This window comes from Streptomyces sp. NBC_01233, from assembly GCF_035989305.1.
In the GTDB taxonomy this organism is placed as follows: domain Bacteria; phylum Actinomycetota; class Actinomycetes; order Streptomycetales; family Streptomycetaceae; genus Streptomyces.
In genome coordinates, this window is sequence record NZ_CP108514.1 from 5,879,605 (window position 1) to 5,900,737 (window position 21,133).

19 protein-coding genes are annotated in these 21,133 nt (G+C 71.7%); 6 read left to right on the forward strand and 13 right to left on the reverse strand.

All coding sequences use genetic code 11. The features are described from left to right. Nucleotides 1-15 precede the first annotated feature (15 nt). From OG332_RS28160 to OG332_RS28180, 5 genes are all read right to left on the reverse strand, one after another. Nucleotides 16-2,376, reverse strand: a complete 2,361-nt coding sequence (locus tag OG332_RS28160; protein WP_327416081.1) for an FtsX-like permease family protein — start codon at nt 2,374-2,376, stop codon at nt 16-18. Next, on the reverse strand, nt 2,373-3,062 hold the full coding sequence (locus tag OG332_RS28165) for an ABC transporter ATP-binding protein (RefSeq protein ID WP_327416082.1): 690 nt from the start codon (nt 3,060-3,062) through the stop codon (nt 2,373-2,375). The genes OG332_RS28160 and OG332_RS28165 overlap by 4 nt, the downstream gene beginning before the upstream one ends. Then, on the reverse strand, nt 3,059-3,583 hold the full coding sequence (locus OG332_RS28170) for a PadR family transcriptional regulator (RefSeq protein WP_327416083.1): 525 nt from the start codon (nt 3,581-3,583) through the stop codon (nt 3,059-3,061). Before OG332_RS28170 ends, OG332_RS28165 begins: the two co-directional genes overlap by 4 nt. A 96-nt stretch (nt 3,584-3,679) precedes the next feature. Then, entirely contained in the window at nt 3,680-3,916 is a 237-nt protein-coding gene (locus tag OG332_RS28175; RefSeq protein ID WP_327416084.1) for a hypothetical protein, read from the reverse strand. Further along, nucleotides 3,913-4,821 (reverse strand): SPFH domain-containing protein, encoded by a 909-nt coding sequence (locus tag OG332_RS28180; RefSeq protein ID WP_327416085.1) that lies wholly within the window; start codon nt 4,819-4,821, stop codon nt 3,913-3,915. Before OG332_RS28180 ends, OG332_RS28175 begins: the two co-directional genes overlap by 4 nt. 232 nt (nt 4,822-5,053) lie before the next feature. On the opposite strand from OG332_RS28180, the gene OG332_RS28185 reads away from it, so the two are divergent. Then, complete coding sequence (locus OG332_RS28185; RefSeq protein WP_327416086.1) at nt 5,054-7,336, forward strand: transglycosylase domain-containing protein; 2,283 nt, start codon at nt 5,054-5,056, stop codon at nt 7,334-7,336. 72 nt (nt 7,337-7,408) lie between these two features. Here OG332_RS28185 and OG332_RS28190 read toward each other — a convergent pair whose 3' ends face one another. From OG332_RS28190 to OG332_RS28205, 4 genes are all read right to left on the reverse strand, one after another. Further along, nucleotides 7,409-7,588 carry a hypothetical protein gene (locus OG332_RS28190; RefSeq protein WP_327419585.1) on the reverse strand — a complete coding sequence of 60 codons (180 nt, stop codon included), beginning with the start codon at nt 7,586-7,588 and terminating at the stop codon, nt 7,409-7,411. 43 nt (nt 7,589-7,631) lie between these two features. Further along, nucleotides 7,632-9,689, reverse strand: a complete 2,058-nt coding sequence (locus OG332_RS28195) for a SpoIIE family protein phosphatase (protein ID WP_442816378.1) — start codon at nt 9,687-9,689, stop codon at nt 7,632-7,634. A 565-nt stretch (nt 9,690-10,254) separates the two neighbouring features. Beyond that, a complete protein-coding gene (gene fomD / locus OG332_RS28200) occupies nt 10,255-10,908 on the reverse strand; it encodes a cytidylyl-2-hydroxypropylphosphonate hydrolase (protein WP_327419392.1) in 654 nt (217 codons plus the stop codon). A gap of 178 nt (nt 10,909-11,086) precedes the next feature. Next, on the reverse strand, nt 11,087-12,490 hold the full coding sequence (locus OG332_RS28205) for a class II fumarate hydratase (RefSeq protein WP_327416088.1): 1,404 nt from the start codon (nt 12,488-12,490) through the stop codon (nt 11,087-11,089). Nucleotides 12,491-12,598: 108 nt separating this feature from the next. Here OG332_RS28205 and OG332_RS28210 point away from each other — a divergent pair, with 108 nt between their 5' ends. Then, nucleotides 12,599-14,125 (forward strand): ricin-type beta-trefoil lectin domain protein, encoded by a 1,527-nt coding sequence (locus tag OG332_RS28210; protein ID WP_327416089.1) that lies wholly within the window; start codon nt 12,599-12,601, stop codon nt 14,123-14,125. Between the two features lie 59 nt (nt 14,126-14,184). Here the strand turns inward: OG332_RS28210 and OG332_RS28215 are convergent, their stop codons facing one another. Continuing rightward, nucleotides 14,185-14,952: a glycerophosphodiester phosphodiesterase gene (locus OG332_RS28215; protein WP_327416090.1), complete on the reverse strand. Its 768-nt coding sequence runs from the start codon at nt 14,950-14,952 to the stop codon at nt 14,185-14,187. A gap of 53 nt (nt 14,953-15,005) precedes the next feature. Here OG332_RS28215 and OG332_RS28220 point away from each other — a divergent pair, with 53 nt between their 5' ends. Beyond that, nucleotides 15,006-15,362, forward strand: coding sequence for a hypothetical protein (locus tag OG332_RS28220; protein ID WP_327416091.1), 357 nt, complete (start codon nt 15,006-15,008; stop codon nt 15,360-15,362). Here the strand turns inward: OG332_RS28220 and OG332_RS28225 are convergent, their stop codons facing one another. Next, nucleotides 15,363-15,995, reverse strand: a complete 633-nt coding sequence (locus OG332_RS28225) for a hypothetical protein (RefSeq protein ID WP_327416092.1) — start codon at nt 15,993-15,995, stop codon at nt 15,363-15,365. It abuts the gene before it with no gap. 138 nt (nt 15,996-16,133) lie between these two features. Further along, the gene (locus OG332_RS28230) at nt 16,134-17,798 is read right to left on the reverse strand and encodes a fumarate hydratase (RefSeq protein ID WP_327416093.1); all 1,665 of its coding nucleotides are present in this window, start codon (nt 17,796-17,798) and stop codon (nt 16,134-16,136) included. 149 nt (nt 17,799-17,947) lie between these two features. On the opposite strand from OG332_RS28230, the gene OG332_RS28235 reads away from it, so the two are divergent. Next, a complete protein-coding gene (locus OG332_RS28235; RefSeq protein ID WP_327416094.1) occupies nt 17,948-18,613 on the forward strand; it encodes a DUF1707 SHOCT-like domain-containing protein in 666 nt (221 codons plus the stop codon). Between the two features lie 134 nt (nt 18,614-18,747). After that, nucleotides 18,748-19,116 (forward strand): WhiB family transcriptional regulator, encoded by a 369-nt coding sequence (locus tag OG332_RS28240; RefSeq protein WP_327416095.1) that lies wholly within the window; start codon nt 18,748-18,750, stop codon nt 19,114-19,116. 195 nt (nt 19,117-19,311) lie between these two features. Here OG332_RS28240 and glpX read toward each other — a convergent pair whose 3' ends face one another. Further along, on the reverse strand, nt 19,312-20,343 hold the full coding sequence (gene glpX / locus OG332_RS28245) for a class II fructose-bisphosphatase (RefSeq protein ID WP_030159594.1): 1,032 nt from the start codon (nt 20,341-20,343) through the stop codon (nt 19,312-19,314). 238 nt (nt 20,344-20,581) lie between these two features. On the opposite strand from glpX, the gene OG332_RS28250 reads away from it, so the two are divergent. Then, complete coding sequence (locus OG332_RS28250) at nt 20,582-21,100, forward strand: DUF4245 domain-containing protein (protein ID WP_327419393.1); 519 nt, start codon at nt 20,582-20,584, stop codon at nt 21,098-21,100. Nucleotides 21,101-21,133: the final 33 nt, after the last annotated feature.

Sequence of the window (21,133 nt, forward strand, 5' to 3'; positions counted from 1 at the left end):
AGGGGCGTACGGGGGTCACTCCGTGCGCAGGCCGTCCGGGCGCATCAGCCGCAGCAGCGGCGGCAGGCTGAGCAGGGTCACCACGACCACCACGACCACCACGCCCGCGCCGGCGGCCGTCATCCCGAGCACCGAGGCCCAGTCGATCCGGACCGGCGTGGCGGCCATGCTCATCAGGACGGCGCCCAGCCCCACGCCCGCTCCGGCCGCCAGCACCAGGCCCAGCACGATCGGCACGGCCGTCTGCCACAGCACCGACAGGCTCAGCGTGGAGCGCTTGGTGCCGAAGGCGACCAGGGAGGAGAGCAGCCGCCGGCGCTCGCGCAACTGCTCCAGCTGGGAGACGAGCAGGCTTCCGCCGATCAGGACCAGTACGGCGGTGGCGCCGAAGAACAGCCCGGTGCGGATCGAGGAGTAGCCGGCGGCTTCCGTGCTGTGCCGCAGCGTCATCGCCGTGACGAGCGGGTCCGCCTTGAAGACGGCGTTGCGCGCCCGGTCCAGGGCGTCCGGACCGGACTCGTCGACCTGGACGAAGATCCGCGCGTCCGGGAACGCGCCGATCTCCTTCGGCGCGGCCGACGGGGTCACCAGCAGGCCGCCGCGCAGCTGCCCGGTGGGGTCCTCCCGGCTGGGGACCGTGCGGGCGTCCGCCGGGACCTTCCACTTCGGCGGACCGGGCCTGTCGGCCGGCCCGGACCCGTACCCCCTGACGTCGCCGACGAACAGCTCGTCGCCGGGTTTCGCCGTGGCCCCGTAGACGTCCTGCGAGCGGGAGCCGGTCACGACGAAGGTGTCGCCGTCCTTGCAGGAGTCGAGTGTCGCGACCTCGCCGAGCGCGTCGCAGGTGCCGATGGTCACCTGGACCGTCTCCTCCGCCGCGGGCACCTGGGGGGCGGCCTGCGCGGAGGTCAGCGGGACGGCGCGGGTGACGCCCTGCACGGCGGAGATCCGCTGCGCGAGCTCGTCCATGGGCGTCTGCGCATCGCGGTTCACCATGACCGCGACGGCGGCCCTGCCGGGATCCTGGCCGGTCGACTTGGTGTAGTCCCCCTCGACGCCCGCGAAGAGCATCTGGAGGGCGATGGCGCCCGCGACGGCCACGGCGATGCCGTTGACGAGGCGGGCGGCGGCGCCGCTGTTGACCTGGAGCCGGCGCACGGCCAGCTGCCAGGAGACCGGGCCGCCGGACATCTTCGCGACGAAACGTTCGAGCAGCCAGGGGAGCAGCACGGTGATCCCGACCAGCAGCAGCACCACGCCTCCGGTGACCTGCCACTGGTTGAACCTGCCGTGGTCGTTGCCGCGGCCGCCCATGGGCACGAGCAGGCCGATCCCGACCAGCGGGAGCAGCAGCCGCCACCAGATGCGGCGCCGGGAGGGCTTGGCCGTGCGGACGACGCCCAGCGGCTCGATGACCACACCGCGCAGCGCGAACAGGGTCACGGCCACCGCCGCCGCGGGCACCGCGAGGGCGACCAGGACGGCGAGCCAGGGCGCCGGGTCGAGGTCGGCGGGGAAGACGCTGCGCTGCCGGAGGCTGACGCTGCCGACCAGGGAGCGGCCGACGGCGAAGAAGCCGGTGCCCAGCACCAGTCCGACCAGAGAGCCGGCCAGCGCCTCGCCGGCCGCGATCCGGCGCACCATCCTGCTGTCGGCGCCGACCAGCCGCAGGGCGGCGAGCCGCCGGTCGCGCCGCTCCCCGCCGAAGCGGACGGCGGTGGCGATGAACACGGCGACGGGCATCAGCAGGGCGACGAACGTCAGGACGGCCACCAGCATGAGCACGGGGTCGAGGCCCTCGCGGTCCGCGTCGTGGCCGAAGCCGGTGACGCGCTGGACGCGGTAGTCCTCGGGACCGTTCTTCCGGAGGGTGTCGCTGCCCAGGTAGAAGAGCAGTTCGCCGGGGCCTACCAGCCCCGGGGCGCCGACGATCTCGCTGACCCGCGCGTCGAGCCGCTCGCGCAGCAGGGCGCCGTCGGAGGACTTCAGCAACGCGTCGAGGGCGGGGGAGAGGGCCATCTCGCCCGGGCCGGGGATCCGTTTCAGGCCGGGCGGCAGCGGGGCGTCCGGTCCCTCGGCCCGGATCATGTGCCCGTCGATGTCCTTGTGGTGGTACGTCTGGCCGATGCGGGCGATCAGCAGGGTGTCGGGCCCGGGGGCGTCGGCTCGCTCGGAGTTCAACGTCGACCGTGCGTCGCCGCGCTCGTACCGCTGGGCGAGGGCGCCGGGGATCGCGGTGCTGATCAGCAGCAGGGCGACGCCGAGACCGACACCGACACCGGTGAGCAGGGTGCGGATCCATCCCTCGCGGCCGCCGCCGAAGGCGAAGCGGGTGCCCATGCCGAGATCGCGGGCCCAGACCTGGAGCCGGCTCATACGATCCGCTCCATGTCGCGGGACTTCCCGTCGCGCACGACGATCTCACGGTCGGAGTAGGCCGCCACGCGGGTCTCGTGCGTGACGAGCACGACGGCGGCGTTCGCGGACCGGGCGGCCTCCGTGAGCAGCTGCATGACGAGTTCGCCGTTGAGGGAGTAGAGGGCTCCGGTGGGCTCGTCGGCGAAGATCACCCGCGGGCGGGTGACCAGGGCGCGGGCGACGGCCACGCGCTGCCCCTGGCCGCCGGATATCTCGCCGGGCCGTTTGGCCCCGAGGTCCTCCACCTGGAGCTGCTCCATCCAGTGCAGGGCGGTGCGTTCGGCCTCCTTGCGCTTGACGCCGGTCAGGCGCAGCGGGAGGGCGACGTTCTCCACGCAGGTCAGCTCCGGTACGAGCTGCCCGAACTGGAAGACGAAGCCGAACTCGGTGCGCCGCAGCTCGCTGCGCTCGGCATCGCTCATGGAGGTGAGCTCGCGTCCGGCGTAGGTGATGGAGCCGGAGTCGGGAGGGACGATGCCCGCGAGGCAGTGCAGCAGCGTCGACTTGCCGGAGCCGGAGGGGCCCATGACGGCGACGACCTCGCCGGGGTGGATGGAGAACTCGGCGCCGTCGAGGGCCGTGGTGGTTCCGAACGCCTTGCGCAGGTCCGTCGCGGCGAGGAGGGAACCGGCCGGGGTCATCATCGGCGGACCTCCCGCGCGAGCTGGTCGAGGCGGGCCGCGGTGAGCTCCAGCCACCGCAGGTCCGCCTCGAGGTGGAAGAGGGCGTGGTCGCAGACGAGCTGGTCGGCGATGTCGCCCTTGCGCTTGCGCTGGGTGAGGATGCGCATGAGGCGCAGGTGCTCGGCGCGCTGGGTGTCCAGCAGCTCGTCGGCGCGGCGGCCGGTGAGCAGGGCGAGGACGACCTTGGTGTAGAGGGTCGAGTGGAGGTAGGGCTCGGGCTTCTCGGGCTGGGAGAGCCAGGCCTCGACGTCGGTGATCCCGGCGTCGGTGATGGCGTACCGCTTGCGTTCGGGCCCGCCGCCGCTCTCTATGCCGTCGACCTGGACGAGGCCGTTCTTCAGGAGGCGGGACATGGTCGAGTAGACCTGCCCGTAGGCGAGGGGGCGGTCGTGGCCGAATTTCTCGTCGAAGGCCCGCTTGAGGTCGTAACCGTGGCGCGGGCCGGCCTCGAGGAGGCCCAGGAGCGTGTGACCGATGGACACGCCCGCGACTCTACACGGTGTGTATACGCACAGTGTATAGATGGAGGGAAAGCGGGGGCCGGACCGCGCCGTGCGCGGTCCGGCCCCTGGACCCGGTCAGTCCGCGGACTTCGGGGGGCGGCCCCGGCGGGGGATGGGGCCGGGGCTGGAGGGGAGGCGGCCGGCCTCGGCGAGGGCGCGGCGGAGCAGGAACTCGATCTGGGCGTTCGCGCTGCGCAGCTCCTCGCCGGCCCAGCGGGCCAGCGCCTCGTACACCTGCGGATCGAGCCGCAGCAGCACCTGCTTGCGCGCCTGCCGGCCCGCCGACGGGCTCTGCTCGCCGCCGGGGGTCACTGGTAGAGGGTTCCCGTGTTGACCACCGGCTGGGCCGCGCGGTCACCGCAGAGGACGACCATCAGGTTCGAGACCATGGCGGCCTTGCGCTCCGGGTCCAGTTCCACGATCTCCTCCTCGGCCAGGCGGGTCAGGGCCAGCTCGACCATGCCCACCGCACCTTCCACGATCTGCTTGCGTGCCGCCACGACCGCGCCCGCCTGCTGGCGCTGGAGCATCGCGGAGGCGATCTCCGGAGCGTACGCGAGATGCGTGAAGCGGGACTCGATGATGTGCACGCCGGCCGCCTCGACGCGCGCGTGCAATTCGACCGCCAGCTTCTCGGTGATCTCCTCGGCGTTCCCGCGCAGCGACAGGCCGCCCTCGTCGTGCGAGTCGTACGGGTACTCGATCGCGATGTGCCGGACCGCCGCCTCGGTCTGGGTCTCGACGAACTCCGTGAAGTCCTCGACCTCGAAGGTGGCCCGCGCGGTGTCCTCGACCCGCCACACCACGACCGCCGCCAGCTCGATCGGGTTGCCGTAGGCGTCGTTGACCTTCAGGACGGCCGTCTCGTGGTTGCGCACCCGGGTGGAGATCTTCTCGCGCGAGGTGAGCGGGTTGACCCAGCGCAGTCCGTCGGTGCGGATCGTGCCCCGGTAGCGGCCGAAGAGCTGCACGACCCGGGCCTCGCCCGGCGCCACCGTGTTCAGGCCGCTCATCGCTATCACGGAGCCGAGGATCGTGAGGACGCCGACGGCGATCAGCGCCGCCTTGGCCGCGACGGCCGTCGCCACCGCACCCGCCGCGATGAGGCCTCCGCCCGCCAACAGGCCTGCCAGACCGAGGAGTAGGGCCAGACCGCCGCCCACGCTGCGCGCGGTGAACTCCCGTACCCCGTCCGGTGTGGCGATTTGGTTCGTCATCTTTTGCCCCGTTTCTCTGGTCGCGGCCGCTCGGACCGTCTAGCAAATTGATATCACTTTTTTGCGTTGCGGCAACCCTTCGGCTTAGGTGAGCGTCGGTTCCAGTGACGTGGGTGCTGATTCTCACGTCCGAATTGACCGGTATTGGTCATGGTTGGCCAACCTTTGTCACAGCCTGCGGTGTTAGCTTTCTGAGCTGACGTCGGGGGGGAAATCGAGCGGAGCGGGAGCGATGGGCCGAGCAGAAGTGCGTAAGGCGCAGCAGCGCGGTGCGGGGCGTGCGCCGAGCAGACGCGCCAACGGCGCCAAGGACAAGGGCGGCGCCGGCAAACGCACCGGCATACGTCGCTTCTTCACGTGGAAGAAGATCCTCGGGACGTTCCTCGGGATGATCCTGCTCCTCATGGCCGCGGCGATCATCCTCTACTTCTCGGTGAACGAACCCACCGACCCGAACAAGCAGGCCACGCTCCAGAGCAACACCTACCGGTACTCCGACGGCTCGATCATGGCCCGCACCGGTGACACGAACCGCGAGATCGTGCCGATCGACAAGATCCCCGAGGACGTCCGCACCGCGTTCATCGCCATCGAGAACAAGTCCTTCTACACGGACCGCGGCATCGACGTGATGGGCGTGGCCCGGGGCCTGTTCAACACGGCCACCGGCAAGGGCAAGGCCGGTGGTTCGACGATCACCCAGCAGTACGTCAAGAACTACTACCTGACGCAGGACCAGTCGGCGACGCGCAAGCTCCGGGAGCTGGTGATCTCCCTCAAGGTCGACCAGCGCATGGAGAAGGACGACGTCCTCGTCGGCTACCTGAACACGAACTTCTACGGCCGCAACGCGTACGGCATCCAGGCCGCGGCCCAGGCCTTCTACGGGGTCGACTCCGACAAGCTCACCCTGGAGCAGGGCGCCTACCTCGCCGCCGTCATCCAGGCCCCCAGCCAGTACGACCTGGCGACGGCCGGCCCGAACGGCACGCGGCTGGTCAACATCCGCTTCAACGCCGTCCTCGACAACATGGTCGAGATGGGCAAGCTGGACCCGGCCAAGCGCAAGACCATGGCCCTCCCGCCGCCGATCAAGCCCAAGCCCCGCCCAGGCATGGACGGCCAGAAGGGCTACCTGGTCCAGGCCGCCAACGACGAGCTGAACAAGCAGAACATCACCGACGCCCAGATCGCGGCCGGCGGCTGGACCGTCACGCTCAACGTCGACAAGGCGAAGCAGGCGGCGCTGGAGAAGGCCGTCGACGACGAGCTGGAGTCCAAGCTCGACCGCAAGGACACCAAGGGCAGGCCCCAGGACCAGAGCGTCCAGGCCGGCGCGACCTCCGTGGACGCCAAGACCGGTGCGATCGTCGCCATGTACGGCGGTCAGGGCCTGACGGAGAAGTCCGAGAGCAACGCCCTGCGCAAGGACTACCAGCCGGGCTCGACCTTCAAGCCGGTCGTGCTCGCCTCCGCCCTGGAGAACGGGTCGAAGACCCAGGACGGCAAGCCGATCACGCCGAACTCGCTCTACGACGGCACCAGCAAGCGCCAGGTCGTCGGCAGCAAGATCCCGTTCAACCCGCAGAACCAGGACAACAAGAACTACGGCGACCCGATGATGACGGTCCAGGAGGCCACCGACTTCTCGGTGAACTCCGTCTACGCCCAGATGATCGTGGACGTGAAGCCGCCCAACGTGAAGAAGACGGCCCTGGCGCTCGGCATGGTGGACCGCGAGGGCTGGCCCGAGGACAGGCCGGCCATGGCGCTCGGCACGATGACCGCGAGCACCGTGGAGATGGCCGGCGTCTACGCCAGCTTCGACAACCACGGCAAGAAGGTCACGCCGACGATCATCAAGAGCGCCGCTCACAAGGAACGCGAGTTCACCCCCCAGCAGGCCATCGGCAGCCAGGCCATCAGCCGCAAGACCGCCGACACCGTCACCAAGGTGCTCCAGGGCGTGGTCAACGACGAGGGCGGCTCCGGCAACAAGGTCAGGAGCAGCTCCTACGAGGCGGCCGGCAAGACCGGTACCAGTGAGTCGAACTTCTCCGGCTGGTTCACCGGCTACACGCCCGAGCTGGTCACCGTCGTCGCGATGTTCGGCGAGGAGCCGGGCAGCCACACCCAGGTCACCCTGACCGGCACCGCCGGCCTGGGACGCGCGGGCGGTTCCAGCTTCCCCGCCTCGATCTGGAAGGCGTACACGCTCGCCGCGCTCAAGGGCGTGGACACGGACAAGTTCGACACGTCGGACGCGGAGATGGGTCCCACGCAGGCGCCGTCCCGCAGCACCTCGCCGTCGCCCACGACGAGCCAGTCCTCCAGCCCGCCGGCGTCCAGCAGCAGCCCGGCGCAGTCCCCGACGACGCCGGTGAGCCCCACGCCGACGAAGACCGGCCCGACCGCGACGACGTCGCCCACGGCGACGCCGACGACCACGCCGACCAAGACCGGCGGTCCCAAGCCGCCGGACCCGCCGATCTTCGGCGGGAACGAGGAACGCTGACAGACCGCCGCCCCGCAGCCTTCACGCTGCGGGGCGGCGGTTTTTTCGCAGGGGCTCCGGCTCCCGCGGGCCTCAGGGGCCCGACACCGCCGCCGAGATCCGGTCGCCGATGCCCCTGTCGACCTGTCCCCAGTAGTGGTCCTGGAGCAGGATGGGGCCGTCGGGGCTCAGGGTGAGCGAGTGCTCGTCGCTCTCCACCGGGATCCCCGCGTTGTTCGTCGTGCGGGGAGTCTTCTGCGCATCCTGGGTCACGAGCGTCCTCCCCTGCAGGGGTCGGGGTCGGTTCGCTACCCGGTCAACGCCGCTCCTGTGCCCCCGGCAAGGGGAGCTCGAACCAGACCACCTTTCCGCTGCTCAGACGGGTCGCACCCCAGCGGCGGGCCAGCCGGTTGACCAGGAACAGGCCGCGGCCGCCCTCGTCGGTGTCCCGCGCCCGGCGCTGGCGGGGCAGCTGCGGGGAGTCGTCGCCGACCTCGCAGCGCAGCACGTCCGTACGCAGCAGGCGCAGCGTCACGGGCCGCTCCGCGTACCGGACGGCATTGGTGACCACCTCGCTGACCAGCAGCTCCAGCGAGTCGCTCAGCTCCTCCAGGCCCCATCGGGTCAGCGCGCGGCGGGCGAACCGGCGGGCCCGCCCCGGAGCGGTCTCCTCCGGGTCCAGGAACCAGTACGCGACGTCACTGGGCGCGATCCCGTCGAAACGGGCCGCGAGCAGCGCGATGTCGTCGTCCCGGTCGCCCGGACCGAGCATGTCCAGCACGTCGTCGCACAGGGCCTCCAGCGGCGGCGGGTGGTCCAGGCCGGTCAGCTGGGCGGTGGTGGCCAGCCGCTCGCGCAGCTGCTCGATGCCGGTCCACACGTCCCGCAGGCGCGACTCCACCAGGCCGTCGGTGTAGAGGAGCAGGGTGGCCCCGGCGGGCGCGTCCAGCTCCACGGCCTCGAAGTCCACGCCGCCGACGCCGATGGGCGCGCCGGGCGGTACGCGGAGCACCTCGGCGCGGCCGCCCAGGTGCAGCAGCACCGGCGGCGGGTGGCCGGCATTGGCGATGGTGATCCGGTGCGCGACCGGATCGTAGACGGCGTACAGGCAGGTGGCCATGCGGTCGGAGCCCAGGCGCTGCGCCTGCTCGTCCAGGTGGTGCAGGACCTCGGCGGGCGGCAGGTCCAGCTGCGCGAGGGTCTGCGCCGTGGTCCGGAGCTGGCCCATGATCGCGGCGGAGGTCATGGAGTGGCCCATGACGTCGCCCACGACGAGCGCGACCCGGCTGCCGGGCAGCGGTATGGCGTCGTACCAGTCGCCGCCGACCCGCGCCGTCTCGGCGGCGGGCAGGTAGCGGGAGGCCAGGCGCACCCCGGTGGGCTGCGGGAGGCTGTCGGGCAGCATCGTGCGCTGCAGCTCGTCGGCGATGTACGCCTCACGGCCGTACAGGACGGCCTTGTCGATGCCCAGCGCGGTGTGGGTGGCCAGCTGGGCGGCGACCAGGAGGTCGTTCTGCTCGAAGGCGGGCCGCTCCGGGCTGCGCAGGAAGACGGCGGCGCCGATCACCCGTCGGCGGCCGCGCAGGGGCGCGAGCACGGCCCGGTTGCCGCGCGGCAGCGGATGGTCCACGCCGAGCAGTTCGGGCAGCGCGGCCCGGGCGGCGGCGGAGGACCCGAAGACGGGCCGTACGCCGCGCAGCACCTCGGCGAGCGCGCCGCCGGGCCGGATCTCGCACAGCTCGGCCGCCGGCAGGTCACCCTGCGGGCCGACCAGCGGCAGCTGGCTGAAGTCGAGCTCGCCGGCGGCCCCCGCGGCCCCGGCGAGGTCCATCCCCGCCCCGATGGTGCTGCTGATGTCCGTCAGGTCGTCGATCGGCCGGAGCCGGTCGGTGCGCCGGAGCCTTAAGACGACCGGGCCGACGGGCCGCTCGTCGCCGACCGGGAGCGGATCGCGCAGGTAGACGAGGATGGCGTCCGAGAAGGTGGGCACGGTGGCCCGGCACAGGCCGAGCACGATCTCGTCGAGGTCGATGCCGCGGGCGATCCGCCGGGTGGCGGCGCCCACGAAACGCAGCCGGTCCCCTTCGCGGCGCGCGGCGGTCGCCTCTCCGGCGCCTGCGACCGGTATGGCGGTTCCGCCGCCGTGGCGTTCGCCTCCGGCGCGGTACCCGCTGTTCTGCCCGGCGCTCTCGTCCCCACCGGCCGCGGCGTCGGTCCCCGGCGAGGCCGGGTGACGGGCGGCCCCGCCGTCCGCGGTCCGCTGCCCGGCGTTGCCGGGGTCGAGGCCGTCACCGCGCGGGCGGGGCGGCTCGGAGGGGTCGCCGTGCCCGGCGGTGGCGCCCGCGGCGTTGCGGGCGGCCGCGCCGTCCCGCAGCCGGACGCCGTCCTGGCCTTGGCCCTGAACCGGGTCCGAGGCGGCCGGGCCGCGGGACTCGCCCGGCGCGGGAGCCTTGCGGCGGGGCCGGGGGAGTCCGGCGGACCCGGCCGCGCCCGCCGCGGAGCGGGCCGAGCGCGCGTCGGAAGCCGCCGCGGCCGCGCCGCTGCCCGGTTCTGCGGCATGGCCGGAGCCGGCGCTCGGCGCATGCGTGCGTACGGCCTCGGCGGCGATGGGCGCCTTGCCGTGGCCGGCGTCGTCCGTACCTCCGCCGGAGGCGACGGGCTGCGGGCCCTCCTGGGAGGTGGGGTACTCCGTCACGCGTGGAATTCCGTCCGTTTGCGCTCGATGTGCGCTGCACTCAACTCGGTCAGTCGCGGTATACCCGCTCAGCGGCCCGGGCACCATCGCCCCGAGGTTCCTCTTTGCCTCTCGCCCCGCGTCGACCTCCCGTCAGGTTCCGCGTGCGGTACGACACTTGTGCATGCACGGCCCGAACGCACCGTCCCGCGCTACCTCACGGAGCACGATCCTACGTTTGAACCCCGGGGGCGCATCAAGGGTCTCATGAGGTCATATGCGCCGGGGCCCGGTCCCAGTCCTCCGGAAGGGCCGGAATTCTCCAGGCGGGATCCGGCCGCCAGTCCTGCCAGCCGTCGGAGAACGGAGCTCCCCATTCCTTGATCACCTCGACCGCCGCGCGACCGGCGTGCCGGACCCGCAGCGCCTGCTCCCGGTCCATCAGGCCGGACCGCTGCGCCTGGGCGAACTCGTCCTCGTCCAGCCACTTCCAGCTGCGGTCCGGGTAGACGGCGATGTCGAGGAAGTGGTCCACGGAATCCACCCCGCCGGCCCACCGCGACCGCGGCTCCTCCAGGTTCACGTACCAGTTCTTGAACCGCCAGCCGTGTCCCCAGAACAGCCACACCGACCACGGGTCCCCGGGCCGGGCCAGCTTCAGCACCCCGCCGCCGAACCAGCGCGAGCGCACGGTCGTCCGCGGCGCGGTGTAGCGGGTGGCGAGCGGTTCCTCGTGGACGGGGGTGCCGTCGGCCAGGACCGGCTTGACGCACTCGGTGCCCGGGGCCATCCAGACGGCCAGCAGCTCGTCCGCGTCCTGAACCACCGTCACCGGGCGGCAGATGTGCACCGGGCCCTTCAGCCCCGGGGCGTGGTCGCGGTAGCGCCAGAGGATCTGCTCCCCGGGCGCCCAGCGCATGCCCTGCGCGGGGCCCTGCGGCGCGCCCTGCGCCGAGCCGCTCCCGGGCTTGAAGGTACCTGTCATGCGGAGATCTTAGGGCGGGGGCCCGCGCCCCCGCTGCGGTGCAGGTCACTGGGGGGTTGGCGGACGGGAATCGACCGGATCCGGCCCCCGCCCGGGGGCCGGGTCCGCCCGGTCACGGGTGCGTCATGCGCAGCACGTCCAGGGCCTCGTCGAGCTGCTCCAGGGTGAGGGCGCCGCGCTCCACGTAGCCGGACTCCAGGACGACCTCCCTGATCGTCTTCCGCTCGGCGAGGGACCGCTTGGCCACCTTGGCGGCCTCCTCGTAGCCGATGTAGCGGTTGAGCGGGGTCACCACGGAGGGCGAGGACTCGGCGTATTCCCTGGCCCGCGCCTCGTTGGCGGTGATCCCGTCCACCGTGCGGTCGGCCAGCAGGCGGCTCGCGCTGCCGAGCAGCCGGATCGATTCGAGGAGGTTCCTGGCCATCACCGGGAGCATCACGTTGAGCTCGAAGTTGCCGGCCGCGCCCGCCACCGCGACGGTCGCGTCGTTCCCCATGACCTGTGCGGCGACCATCAGGACGGCTTCCGGGACCACCGGATTGACCTTCCCGGGCATGATCGAGGAGCCGGGCTGGAGATCCGGGAGATTGATTTCGGCCAAACCGGTGCGCGGCCCGGAGGCCATCCAGCGCAGGTCGTTGGAGATCTTGGTGAGCGAGACGGCGACCGTACGGAGCATCCCGGAGGTCTCCACCAGCGCGTCCCGTGCCCCCTGGGCCTCGAAGTGGTCGCGGGCCTCGGTGAGCGGCAGCCCGGTGGCGGCCGCCACCTCGGTGATCACGGCGGCGGAGAATCCGGCCGGGGTGTTGATCCCGGTGCCCACCGCGGTGCCGCCCAGCGGCAGTTCGGCGAGGCGGGGGAGGGCCGCGCGCAGCCGCTCGACGCCGTAGCGGATCTGGGCCGCGTACCCGCCGAACTCCTGGCCCAGGGTGACGGGTGTGGCGTCCATCAGGTGGGTCCGCCCGGCCTTGACCACCTGGGCGAACTCGGCCGCCTTGCGCTCCAGCGCGGCGGCGAGGTGCTCCAGGGCCGGGATCAGCTCGCCGGTGACGGAGGCGGTGGCGGCGATGTGGATGGACGACGGAAAGACGTCGTTGGAGCTCTGCGAGGCGTTGACGTGGTCGTTGGGGTGCACCTCCCGGCCGAGCCGCTCGGTGGCGAGGGTGGCGATCACTTCGTTCGTGTTCATGTTGGACGAGGTCCCGGAGCCGGTCTGGAAGACGTCCACGGGGAAGTGGTCGTCCCAGCGGCCGTCCGCGACCTCGGCGGCGGCGGACCGGATCGCGTCGGCGACGTCCCGGTCGACGACGCCCAGCCGCGCGTTCACCGCGGCGGCCGCGGCCTTGATGCGGGCGAGGGCCTCGATGTGGGCGCGTTCCAACCGCTGCCCGGACATGGGGAAGTTCTCCACCGCGCGCTGGGTCTGGGCGCGCCACTTGGCGTGCAGGGGCACCCGTACGTCGCCCATGGAGTCGTGCTCGATCCGGAACGCGTCGGCCTGCTGATGTTCGGTCATTTTCCCGGCCTCCTCAAAAACTTGAGCAATTGTCTTGTTCGAAGTGTTCCCAACTCCCCTACCGGCCAGTAAATACCGTGGGTAACACTGACATCCGGGGAGGCGTTCATGGCACGTGCACGTACGAGACCCATGCTCAGATCTACCTTCGCCGCCGTCGCGGCGATCGCGGCCGCCCTGGGCGGCGTCACCGCCATCACCCCCATGGCCCAGGCGGCGACCCCCGCAGGGGCCGTCACCCCCCTCCCGCCCGAGCTGGAGGCGATCCGCGCCGCGGAGGCCGTCAAGATCTACGGCGACGCCGCCGTCCGCCCGCTGAACGAGCGCAAGACCGGCCTGATCTCGCTGGGCGACAGCGAGATATCGGGCGAGGGCGTCGGCAACTACGACCCGGCGACCAACACGCCGAGCAACCAGTGCCACCGCTCGCCCGACTCGGCGATCCACCGCACCGGCATCCCGGCCGACCTCACCTTCAACGTCGCCTGCTCCGGCGGCTACACGGGCAACATCAGGATCGGCGGCAGCAAGCAGTACGCCGACGAGCTGGTGCAGAGCGACAGCCTGGCCATCAAGGCCCGCAACACGAAGATCAAGATGGTCCTGCTGGTCGCCGGGGCCAACGACGACCTGCAGTTCGGCCCGGTCATGACCGACTGCGTGACCCGCTGGGTGCTCAGCCAGGGCACCTGCGAGCCCAAGTACGGGCCCGGCTGGCAGGGGCGCGTCGACGGGCTGAAGCCCAAGGTGGAGGCCACGGTCGCGGACCTCAAGACGGTCATGCGCGACGCCGGTTACGCCGACTCCGACTACAAGCTGGTCGTGATGGGCTACCCCAGCCCCATCGGGCCCGACTTCTACGACAACCCGAACTTCCCCGGCAAGCTGCCCGGCGGCTGCGCCGGCTACGACTCCGACGCCACCTGGGGCCGCAACTACGCGGTGCCCACCTTCGAGAAGGGCATGCGTGCGGCGGCCCTCGCCTCCGGCGCCACCTACCTGGACAACTCGCGGCTCTTCCACGGGCACGAGGTGTGCATGGAGGACACCTGGGCCCGCGGGCTCTACCTGGACCTCGGGGACCACTTCCCGTGGGACGAGAACACCGCCCGCCAGTTCTTCCACCCCAACTACCGGGGCCACGGCGCCTTCGCGTCCTGTCTGACCCAGCTCTACAGCTCGGGCCTGCGCGAGGCCTCCTGCGCCGACCCCGCGAGCACCGGGACGCCCGTCCTGCAGGCCGGGGCCTGGGACGACAAGTTCAAGCCCCTGAAGAACGAGGCGACCGGCAACTGCCTCGACTCCTTCGGCGGCTCCAGCGCCAACGAGACGAAGATCGTGGGCTGGGACTGCCACGGCGGCCGGAACCAGAGCTGGTGGTACGACGCCACCCGCAAGTCCGTCCACATCGAGCTGACCCAGGACCGCTGCCTCGACGCTCCGGGCGCCACCTACGGCTCCGGCACCGGCCTGATCATCTGGAACTGCCACGGCGGCGCGAACCAGCAGTTCGTCCGCGACGGCGCCACCCTCAGCCCCGCCGCCGCCCCGGGCATGTGCCTGACGGTGGCCGCCGCCCACGAACCGCTGCGCCTGCAGACCTGCAACGGTTCCGCCAACCAGCGCTTCGTCTGACCCCGCCCCGATCCGCCCGTACGACCCCCCACGCCCGGCCGGCGCACCCCGGCCGGGTGTCACATGTCGCGCAGCAGCTTGCGTACCTCCCGCGGCCGGTTGGTGATCAGCGTGTCGACGCCGAGGCGCAGGCACAGCTCCACGTCCTCCGGCTCGTCCACGGTCCACACCCGTACGGAGAGCCCCTTGGCCTTCAGCCGGGCCACCAGCCCCGGGTCCCGGCGCACGAGGTCGATGCCCGGGCCCGCGTGCGTCGCGTACGGCGGACGTACCGGGCGCAGCCGCCGCTCCATCAGGTAGACGGCGGGCAGGCCGGGCGCGAGCCGGTGCAGCCGGGTCAGCGCGCTCCGCGAGAAGCTCATCACCTCGACGCGGCCGCTCGCCCCGTCGGCCAGCCCGTACTCCCGGAGCATCCGCACCAGTTCGGCCTCCAGCCGGCCGCCCGCTCGCGTCGGGTGCTTGGTCTCGACGGCCAGCCCGACCGGCCGGGGCGCGGCCAGCGCCTCCCGGAGCAGGTCCTCGAAGAGCAGCACCCGGGCCCCGCGGTGCTCCTCGCCCTTCCACCCGCCGAAGTCGAGGGCGCGCAGCTCCTCGTACGTCATCTCGGACACGACCCCGCGCCCGTCGGAGGTCCGCTCGACGCGCCGGTCGTGCACGCACACCAGCCGCTGATCGGCGGTGAGCCGCACATCGCACTCCAGCGCGTCGGCCCCGTCGGCGATGGCCTGCCGGTAGGCGGCCAGGGTGTGCTCGGGGTGCTCGTGGGAGGCCCCGCGATGGGCGACCACGCGCACGGCGCGTTCGGTGCGGAGGTGCGTCTGCGTCATGCCCCAGACGTTATCCGGATGCGCGGGACGCCCCGGTACCGCATCCTGCCCGGATGGCCGAACAGCAGGTGTACGCGACCTTTCACTGCGAGCCGTGCGAGGAGTGCGTCCAGGAGGACTGGCAGTTCATCCGGGACGGCGAGCTGCACTGGGCGGGGTTCGAGCACTGCCCGCGGTACGAGGTCTACGCCTGCGACGACGGCCGGGGCGTACCGCCGCCGCGGGTCCGGGAGCGCATCGTGGCCCGGGAGGGCGCGGTCCACCTGCCGGTCGGCGGGCCCGACGGGGTGCCGATCGCGCTGCTGCGCCGGGTGTACGGGCTGAGCATCGCCGAGGTCGTCGCCGCGCGGACGACGGGGTACCGGGCCACCCCCGTTGAGGCCCGGTACCTGCTGTCTCCGACGTCGTGACTACGACTTCGGTTGCGGGGCCAGCGGAGCGGGCGTGATCTTGTAGCTGCCCTTGGTGACCTCCGTGAAGGGGGCCGGGGCCATGCAGGTGCCCACCGTGCCCTCGGCGACCGTGCCGTCCGGCTTCACGTCGACGTTGGCGACGCCCCAGGAGAACCCGACGCGGTCCGGCTCGCCGCGCTGGCCGTCCTGGACGCTGATGCCGATCCGCTTGCCGTCCCAGCCGACGTTGGAGGTCGTGACCACGGCGGTGAGGGTGGCGGTCTTGCCGCCCGTGACCAGGCAGTCCACCTCGGCCTCGGCGGTGGCGGTGAAGCCGGACTCCGTGAAGTAGTGGGAGATGGTCACCCGGCCCCGCGCGTCCGTCGGCAGGCCCTTCTCGCCTCCCGGGGCCGGGAACGGCCTGGTCCACGGGGTCGACACGGCGTCGACCGTGAAGCGGATGTCGTCCTTGGCGGAGTAGGGGAAGAAGATCGTGCCGCCCCCCTGCACGGAGGCGGGCTTCGGCGCGGCCTGCGCAGCCGGGGTGGCCGGGGCGGCGGGGGCGGCCGGGGCGGGGGCCGCCGCGACCAGGCAGGCCACGAGCGCGGCGGCGGTTCCGGCGAGGATGAGGGCGCTTCTGCGGTTCTTCATGGCGAACTCCCGTGTTCCAAGGGCTGTTTGGTTACAGGAAGAGCCTCGCCGGGAGCCCGCCGTCCTGCCATCTGCCGATGGGCGGACATGCGCGAGGGCTCCTCCCCCGTTCGGGGGAGGAGCCCTCGGTCAGGCGCGTTACAGGCCCGGGCCGCGGACCGGGATGTGGGTGAACGTCGGCTCCGGGGCCGGGTTCCGGAAGAAGTCGTTGCCCTTGTCGTCGACGACGATGAAGGCCGGGAAGTCCTCGACCTCGATCTTCCAGACCGCCTCCATGCCGAGCTCCTCGTACTCCAGGACCTCGACCTTCTTGATGCAGTCCTGCGCCAGGCGCGCCGCGGGGCCGCCGATCGAGCCCAGGTAGAAGCCGCCGTGCGTGCCGCACGCGTCCGTCACCTGCTGGGAGCGGTTGCCCTTGGCGAGCATGACCTTGGAGCCGCCCGCCGCCTGGAACTGCTCGACGTAGGAGTCCATGCGGCCGGCCGTGGTCGGGCCGAAGGAGCCCGAGGCGTAGCCCTCGGGGGTCTTCGCGGGGCCGGCGTAGTAGACCGGGTGGTCCTTGAGGTACTGCGGCATCTCGGCGCCCGAGTCCAGCAGCTCCTTGATCTTGGCGTGCGCGATGTCGCGCGCCACGACCAGCGGGCCGGTCAGCGAGAGGCGGGTCTTGACCGGGTGCTTGGTCAGGGTCGCCAGGATCTCGTCCATCGGCTGGTTGAGGTCGATGGAGACCACGTTCGCGGACTCGTCGAGGTGCGAGTCCGTGGTGTCCGGCAGGAAGCGCGCCGGGTCCGTCTCCAGCTGCTCCAGGAAGACGCCCTCGGCGGTGATCTTCGCGGTGGCCTGGCGGTCGGCCGAGCAGGACACGGCGATGGCGACGGGCAGCGAGGCGCCGTGGCGCGGCAGGCGGACCACGCGGACGTCGTGGCAGAAGTACTTGCCGCCGAACTGCGCGCCGATGCCGATCTTCTGGGTGAGCTCGAAGACCTTCTCCTCCAGGCCGAGGTCACGGAAGCCGTGGCCCGTGGCGGAGCCCTCGGTGGGCAGCTCGTCCAGGTAGTGCGCGGAGGCGTACTTCGCGGTCTTCAGCGCGTGCTCGGCGGAGGTGCCGCCGACGACGATCGCCAGGTGGTAGGGCGGGCAGGCCGCCGTACCGAGCGAGCGGATCTTCTCCTCCAGGAACTTCATCATGGAGGCCTCGTTGAGGACCGCCTTGGTCTCCTGGTAGAGGAAGGACTTGTTGGCCGAGCCGCCGCCCTTGGCCATGAAGAGGAACTTGTACGCGCCGCCGTCGGTCGCGTACAGCTCGATCTGCGCGGGCAGGTTCGAGCCGGTGTTCTTCTCCTCCCACATGGTGATCGGGGCCATCTGCGAGTAGCGCAGGTTCAGGCGGGTGTAGGCGTCGTAGATGCCGCGCGACAGCGCCGCCTCGTCGCCTCCTGAGGTCAGCACGTTCTGGCCGCGCTTGCCCATCACGATCGCCGTGCCCGTGTCCTGGCACATCGGCAGGACGCCGGCCGCCGCGATGTTCGCGTTCTTGAGGAGGTCGAGGGCGACGAACTTGTCGTTCGAGGAGGCCTCGGGGTCGTCGATGATGCGGCGCAGCTGCGCGAGGTGCGCGGGGCGCAGGAAGTGCTGGATGTCGTGGATGGCCTCTTCGGCGAGCTTGCGCAGTGCCTCGGGCTCGACCTTGAGGAACGTACGGCCGTCCGCCTCGAAGGTGGACACGCCCTCGGCGGTCACCAGCCGGTAGGGGGTGGTGTCCTCGCCCAGGGGCAGCAGGTCGGTGTACGCGAACTCCGGCATCGTGTGGCCAATCCTCACTCGGCAGACAGCGCTGGCGACCAATTGGCAGCGCAGTCCACCAGCGTAGAACCTCCCGGCGGGGACGTGTCTGTGAGGTAAGGCTCACTCGGTAGTATCGCGATCTATCGTGTCTCGCTATGCTGGGTGCCGTGGACCTGGAAAAGCAACCCGCCGCCCCCGCAGCCGCAGCCTCTCCCGCCGAGCTGCGCGCCTCCGACGCCGACCGGGACCGGATCGCGCAGATCCTCGGCGACGCCCTCGCCGAAGGCCGACTGACCTCCGACGAGCACTCCGAGCGCCTCGACTCGCTGTACGCCTTCAAGACGGTCGGCGAGCTGGAAGGTCTCGTACGGGATCTGCCCGCACCCGGCGGCGCCCATGCCCCGTTCGCGACGGCGGGCCCCACGGCGCCGGCCGGCGGCCCCGCGGAGACGATCGTCGCCGTGTGCAGCAGCTCCGCCCGCAAGGGTCGCTGGCGGCCCGGCGCGCACACCCGCGCGGTCTCCGTGATGGGCGACATCAACATCGACCTCACCGAGGCCGTCTTCGAGCAGCAGGTCACCGAGATCAACGTGACCTGCGTCCTCGGAAACGTCGAGGTCCTGGTCCCGGAGAACGTCACCCTGCGCGGCTACGGCAGCGGGGTCCTCGGCAACTTCGAGGTGCGCGGCGAGAGCCGCGGGCAGAGCGACCCGCAGGCGCCGGTGGTGATCGTCCGGGGCTTCGCCCTGCTCGGCAACATCGAGGCACGGCCCAAACCGGGCGCCCGCCTGGTCGATCTGGCCCGCAAACTGCGCAAGCGCCTGGACGGCTGAAAGCCGCTCACGGCGAGGGTCGCGTTTCGGACGAACCCCCGGCGCCCGGCGGCACCCGGTGCATAGGGGCGCGTGCAGCGGGTAGGGACAGGTGCATCGTCTCTCGCTCGCGTACCCGTCGTCAGGAGTAGACCGTGCCGCATCCGCCGCATCAGTCCCTGAAGGTTGCCGCCGTGCCGAAACCGCGGGTGCCGGCGAGGGCTGAGGACGGCCCATGGCATGCGGAGGCGGTGTGCCGCAGGGACGAGGCGGGGCTGTTCTTCGCCCCCTCCAAGGAGCCCACGGCGGCCCGGCTCTCCCGCGAGGAGGCCGCCAAGCGCGTCTGTGCCCGCTGCCCGGTCATGGTCGCCTGCCGGCAGCACGCACTCCTCCAGCCCGAGCCGTACGGGGTCTGGGGAGGCCTCACCGCCGCCGAGCGCCGGGTGGTCCTGGCGCGCATGCGCCGCAGGGCGGCCGAGCTGCGCCAGGCCCCGGCGGCCGGCCCCGTCGCAGCCGCGGGCTAGCTCCCGCCGACGGCCGGCGCCGTCCGGGCCCGCACCGCGGCCGGCCGGGGGCTCACGCAGCCCCGTACGGGCCGCACAGCCCGTATGAGCCGCACAGTCCGCATGAGCCGCATGGACACGGCAGAGGGGCGGTCACCGCCGCACACGGTGACCGCCCCTCTCGCTGTGGACGCGCGCTGCCGGCCTGCTGCCGGCCTACTGCGCGCGGTCGAAGTCGATCGCGCTGTACGCGCGCAGCTTCGACAGGCGGTGCGTGGAGTCGATCTGCCGGATCGTGCCCGACTTCGAGCGCATGACCAGCGAGGACGTCGTCGCGGTCTCCGAGCGGTAGTGGACGCCGCGCAGCAGCTCGCCGTCCGTGATGCCGGTGGCGACGAAGAAGACGTTGTCGCCGGACACCAGGTCGTTCGTGTGCAGGACGCGGTCCAGGTCGTGGCCCGCGTCGATGGCCTTCTGGCGCTCGGCCTCGTCCTTCGGCCACAGCTTGCCCTGGATCGTGCCGCCGAGGCACTTGATGGCGCAGGCCGAGATGATGCCCTCGGGGGTGCCGCCGATGCCCAGGAGCAGGTCCACGCCGGTGCCCTCGCGCACCGCCATGACCGAGCCCGCGACGTCGCCGTCCGAGATGAACTTGATCCGGGCGCCGGTCTCGCGGATCTCCTTGACGATGCCCTCGTGGCGGGGGCGGTCCAGGATGATGACGGTGACGTCCTCGACGGCCATGTTCTTGGCCTTGGCGACGCGGCGGATGTTGACCGAGACGGGGGCGTTGATGTCGACGAAGTCGGCGGCCTCGGGACCGGTGACGAGCTTCTCCATGTAGAAGACCGCGGACGGGTCGAACATGGTGCCGCGGTCGGCGGCGGCGAGCACGGCGATGGCGTTCGGCATGCCCTTGGCGTTCAGGGTGGTGCCGTCGATCGGGTCCACGGCGATGTCGACCTCGGCGCCGGTGCCGTCACCGACCCGCTCGCCGTTGAAGAGCATCGGGGCTTCGTCCTTCTCGCCCTCGCCGATGACGACGACGCCGTTCATCGAGACGGTGGAGATCAGAGTCCGCATCGCGTTGACCGCGGCGCCGTCGGCGCCGAGCTTGTCGCCGCGCCCGACCCACCGGCCCGCGGCCATGGCGGCGGCCTCGGTGACCCGGACGAGTTCCAGGGCGAGGTTGCGGTCGGGGGCCTCCGGAGAGACTTCGAGCTGGGGCGGCAGGTTGTGCTCGGTCATCGGAGCGCACCTTTCTGTACGGCGACGGCCGGGAAGTGAGGGTGCTGGAACTCTATCGGTACGTCGACATATTGAGCAGGGCGGGTCACGTATGAGCGGAATATCGGTCAGGCGTTTGGCCTGAGCGGACACCTTGCGGACCTCCGGACGAATCTCAAGCGTCCGCCGTCCGGCTCGCCGGCGCGACCCCGGCGGTGATCGCCCCCCTGTGATGCGGGACGATGGTGCCGTGGCAGGTATGAAAGGCAAGCAGACGGTCTGGGACATGATCCGGTCGCTGGGGGTGATCGGCATCGTCGTCGCCGGGATCTACCTCTTCGTCCCCCATGACGAGGACGCCGATCCGACGCACGCGGTCGACTACCGGGTGGAGACGATCACGGCCCGGCGTGCGGCCCCGTACCCGGTGGCGGCCCCCGTGGGGCTCCCGGAGCAGTGGCGGGCGACTTCGGTGACGTACGAGCGCAAGAACGCCAACGCCTGGCACCTGGGCTTCCTCGACCCGGAGAAGCAGTACGCGGCGGTGGAGCAGTCCACGGACACCTCGCCCAAGTACCTCGCCCGGGTCACCCGGCAGGCGACGGCCACCGGACAGACCCAGCAGGTCGGCGACACGGCCTGGGAACGCTGGGACGGCGAGAAGTACGACGCCCTCGTCCGCCAGGAGCAGGGCCACGTCACGGTGGTGACGGGGACGGCCTCGTTCGAGCAGCTCGGCGCGTTGGCGGCGGCGCTGGAGTACAAGCAGGGCAGCTAGGCCCCGTCCCGTCCGGGCCGAGCCGGTCCGGTA

What these genes read in the sequence shown, in the direction of transcription:
- glpX (WP_030159594.1), bottom strand. Translation starts at nt 20,343, where the DNA reads ATGACCGAGCACAACCTGCCGCCCCAGCTCGAAGTCTCTCCGGAGGCC.
- OG332_RS28180 (WP_327416085.1), bottom strand. Translation starts at nt 4,821, where the DNA reads ATGACGAACCAAATCGCCACACCGGACGGGGTACGGGAGTTCACCGCG.
- OG332_RS28230 (WP_327416093.1), bottom strand. Translation starts at nt 17,798, where the DNA reads ATGCCGGAGTTCGCGTACACCGACCTGCTGCCCCTGGGCGAGGACACC.
- OG332_RS28205 (WP_327416088.1), bottom strand. Translation starts at nt 12,490, where the DNA reads ATGACCGAACATCAGCAGGCCGACGCGTTCCGGATCGAGCACGACTCC.
- OG332_RS28215 (WP_327416090.1), bottom strand. Translation starts at nt 14,952, where the DNA reads ATGACGCAGACGCACCTCCGCACCGAACGCGCCGTGCGCGTGGTCGCC.
- OG332_RS28210 (WP_327416089.1), top strand. Translation starts at nt 12,599, where the DNA reads ATGGCACGTGCACGTACGAGACCCATGCTCAGATCTACCTTCGCCGCC.
- OG332_RS28185 (WP_327416086.1), top strand. Translation starts at nt 5,054, where the DNA reads ATGGGCCGAGCAGAAGTGCGTAAGGCGCAGCAGCGCGGTGCGGGGCGT.
- OG332_RS28225 (WP_327416092.1), bottom strand. Translation starts at nt 15,995, where the DNA reads ATGAAGAACCGCAGAAGCGCCCTCATCCTCGCCGGAACCGCCGCCGCG.
- OG332_RS28160 (WP_327416081.1), bottom strand. Translation starts at nt 2,376, where the DNA reads ATGAGCCGGCTCCAGGTCTGGGCCCGCGATCTCGGCATGGGCACCCGC.
- OG332_RS28220 (WP_327416091.1), top strand. Translation starts at nt 15,006, where the DNA reads ATGGCCGAACAGCAGGTGTACGCGACCTTTCACTGCGAGCCGTGCGAG.
- fomD (WP_327419392.1), bottom strand. Translation starts at nt 10,908, where the DNA reads ATGCGCTGGGCGCCCGGGGAGCAGATCCTCTGGCGCTACCGCGACCAC.
- OG332_RS28165 (WP_327416082.1), bottom strand. Translation starts at nt 3,062, where the DNA reads ATGATGACCCCGGCCGGTTCCCTCCTCGCCGCGACGGACCTGCGCAAG.
- OG332_RS28250 (WP_327419393.1), top strand. Translation starts at nt 20,582, where the DNA reads ATGAAAGGCAAGCAGACGGTCTGGGACATGATCCGGTCGCTGGGGGTG.